The sequence below is a fragment of the Moorena sp. SIO3I6 genome (assembly GCF_010672095.1).
Window position 1 is genome coordinate 1 of sequence record NZ_JAAHHU010000475.1, and the last position, 3,301, is coordinate 3,301.

Sequence of the window (3,301 nt, forward strand, 5' to 3'; positions counted from 1 at the left end):
ATTTATCCCTAGCAATCACGTTTCCATTATAAACGAATAGGTTGACTTAAAAAAAATAATAACGGTAAAATTAAATGTAGTTTACATCTACTTAAAAATTGTATTCGCGCCTCATATTTTTTTTTTAAAACTTTTTTTAGTAATTGCAAATTGCCATGGAAATCCAAGACTACTTCGACTTCCTAGCCTCTGACGACATTCGCATCAAAGGTAGCCGCATTGGTATCGAAAGCGTCCTCTACGAATATATCTACCGCGCCAGAACCCCTGAAGAAATTACCCAACAATTTGAGACCATTACCCTAGAACAAGTCCATGCCACTATTCTCTACTATCTACACAACAAAGAAGAGGTTAGCACTTACTTAGCTGACTGGCTAGAGTTTTGCCGCCAACAAAGAGAAGAACAAAAACAGAATCCTTCTCCTGCACGGCAGAGGTTCCGGAAATTGAAAGCAGAAGCCGCTCTGGAGCTAGTCATTAATCCTAGTAGGGTGGGCAGTGCAAGGGCTGTTTATTATGAGTCTTTTTAGGGGGAGATCGTTCACACCAGGATTGAGCTTTGCTCACGCTTTGCGATTAGCCCGAAGGGCGTTGGCTAGCGAACGCGTACGGCGATAACGCCCAGAATGGATATCTAGCAAGAGATGCACGCTTATCATACTATCAGACAATTTGTGCATGAAGTTTAAGCTATGGCCATCGCACAAAGTGAACAGCCTACCCCACACCCCACACCCGGTCACCCCACACCCCACACCCCAGGCAGTGCCTACCAACGAGGTTTGCAAACTTGATTATCTGTCTGGTGCACTGCCCACCCTACATCAACTAATCATTATTGCTTCCCTGTTCCCTCTTCCCTCTTATCTGTTCCCTGTTCCCTGTTCCCTGTTCCCTAAAACCCAAAAATTTGTACCTCACCCAATTGCAAACCGCTGTATGATCCTCTAGCTAACCATCACGCGGCGATTGTACTCTTCAACCAACTGAGCCTCATGTTCACCATGAAAAAATGACAGCAGAGCAAACCGTTGTCCTTTAATAACATCTGTAACCTCGTGAAGCAGGGAACAGGAAAAAATTAAAGCACTGCCTGTTTCCGGCTGATATAAATCTAATCCGTATTCTGGAAATCTTAAATAGCCCCCTTCATAGTCTTCCACATTCAAGTTAATAGTCATAGCAAAGCGACGGTAGGCAGTTCCTTCGGTAGCATCATCCCGATGGGGTCGAAAATATCCGCCAGTATTCGCATCATAGCAACCAATCCGAAAACTCTCAAATCGAGTAATTTCAAAATGAAAGGCTTTCTTGATTGCAGGGCGAACCTGTTCACGGATGAAATATCTTAAACGTTGATGGGTTTCCCCTTCTTGAAGAAAATGGTCTCTGCGTCTCTTATAATCATCGTCCTCAATGGGAGTCAATTCTCCCTTATGCTCAATCATTGAATAGGACTCTTGATTGCCTTCAGTTTCCCAAACATTAATTAGGGTTTGGGAAAATTCTCTATCTAAGACATTAGGAATAAATAAAACTGGCGCTTGATTAGTAATTTTACGGGTAACTTCTGGAGATTTATTCATTATAGGTTAATTAATTAAATAATAAAGGGAGTAGGGAGTAGGGAGTAGGGAGTAGGGAGTAGGGAGTAGGGAGTAGGGAACAGGGAACAGGGAACAAAAATTCTCACAATTCCTAGACGGATTGCTATCAAATTATGTATTTAATTACCAGTAGGGTTTGTTATTTCAGGCACCCTACTGGGCTGTTTCCTATGGGAGAATGTCAGTTTTGTTAATCCCTGATTCAGATCCCCCTAAATCCCCCTTAATAAGGGGGACTTTTGAATCTAATTCCCCCCTTTTTTAAGGGGGGTTAGGGGGGATCTATATACATAATTACAAAGGTGACATCCTCCCGTTTCCTATTACCTATTACCTATTACCTAAAATCCAAAATGTATAGCACTACGCATTAAGCTTAGGACATTGATACAACTTGAAAAGCTGTTGTAGTCAACTTTAGCATGCATGCCTTTTGCCTTTTGCCTTGGGCGTAGCGCTATACATCACCAGTCCTAGTTATATAACATGACCTGGATGAAAACCCGGTTTTGGACTTTGGATCTCTTCGAGAAAGTCTGGTGGTGGTGGTCCTTCCCGCAGAATGAGACAGTCGTGGGGTGGTGGTGGTGGTCCTTCCCGCACAATGATCCAGTCATCGAATGGAGGAGGTCCTTCTGGTAGAATTGGGAACTTTATGTCATGGATCAATTTCGTTCCCCCCTTGATGTCTTTAGTTTTTTCGTGAGCTAAATTGCTCACATACTCTAACAATTGATCATCACTGGGAGAATCCAGTTCGTAGATTTTAACCATGTTGCAATGTAACGTTAAGTGGACAAATCTGATACTATAGCGGTTGTAAATTGGGTGAGGTACACAGTTTTTTTATTTTAGGGAATCGGGAATCGGGAATCGGGAATCGGGAATCGGGAATCGGGAATCGGGAATCGGGAATCGGGAATCGGGAATCGGTACTTCACCTATTTGATAAATACTATAAAGCTATTTTCTGTGTTCCCTGTTCCCAGATCCGCTGTTCCCTGTTCCCTTTATTGACTGGTTCTTTCTCAATTTTGTCTAAAGCAATTTTAGCTTTTAAAAGAACTCTCCAATAGGCTAAATTACTAGTCCATGCTGTTCGAGGTAACAAGGTTGGAAGAGATTCTTCTGGAATTTTAGAGTTATCAATAGATGGTTCAAACGAGTTATTATTATCCGGCATAGTGGTATATAGCGTTTGGATCTGGGTTGTAAACACACGAATTGCTGAAAAAGGCAAAAGGCAAAAGGCAAAAGGCAAAAGGCAAGAGGGGAAAGAGATCCTCAGTTTTATTGTCCAAGAAAAAAAGACCTTCTAGGTTGACATCTCAAATACAAATGCTATAGGTTTTTTAGTTTAGATGTAAACAATTGATAGAAACAGGGAGTAGGGAGTAGGGAGTAGGGAGTAGTCAACAGTAATAATATTTGATTATTTAAGTACTTAAATTGATTGTTGTTACTTCTGATATTAAGTTTTTTTGTACTGGTTTAATATCTCAGTTAAATTGAGACGTTCCCGACAACTGCGGCCAAGTCTATAGCGTTTATAATAGTAATGAGTTACACATAATTTTTTCTCTATTCCCTACTCCCTATTCCCTACTCCCAACTCCCGACTCCCGACTCCCGACTCCCGACTCCCGACTCCCGACTCCCCTACTCCCTACTCCCTACTCCCTGCTCCCTAA

Annotated in this window: 5 protein-coding genes; 2 read left to right on the top strand and 3 right to left on the bottom strand. The window is 41.9% G+C overall.

The annotated features are described in order from the left end of the window. Positions 1-155: 155 nt before the first annotated feature. Positions 156-533, top strand: a complete 378-nt coding sequence (locus tag F6K49_RS38160) for a DUF433 domain-containing protein (protein WP_293105470.1) — start codon at positions 156-158, stop codon at positions 531-533. Between the two features lie 178 nt (positions 534-711). After that, positions 712-954 (top strand): hypothetical protein, encoded by a 243-nt coding sequence (locus F6K49_RS38165; RefSeq protein WP_293105473.1) that lies wholly within the window; start codon positions 712-714, stop codon positions 952-954. On the opposite strand, the gene F6K49_RS38170 is transcribed toward F6K49_RS38165, so the two are convergent. The 3 genes from F6K49_RS38170 to F6K49_RS38180 all read right to left on the bottom strand — a co-directional run bounded on the left by F6K49_RS38170 (position 951) and on the right by F6K49_RS38180 (position 2,793). Next, the gene (locus tag F6K49_RS38170) at positions 951-1,589 is read right to left on the bottom strand and encodes a 2OG-Fe(II) oxygenase (protein WP_293105476.1); all 639 of its coding nucleotides are present in this window, start codon (positions 1,587-1,589) and stop codon (positions 951-953) included. The genes F6K49_RS38165 and F6K49_RS38170 overlap by 4 nt on opposite strands. 498 nt (positions 1,590-2,087) lie before the next feature. Further along, entirely contained in the window at positions 2,088-2,384 is a 297-nt protein-coding gene (locus F6K49_RS38175) for a hypothetical protein (protein WP_293105479.1), read from the bottom strand. A gap of 181 nt (positions 2,385-2,565) precedes the next feature. After that, a complete protein-coding gene (locus F6K49_RS38180; protein ID WP_293105482.1) occupies positions 2,566-2,793 on the bottom strand; it encodes a hypothetical protein in 228 nt (75 codons plus the stop codon). Positions 2,794-3,301: the final 508 nt, after the last annotated feature.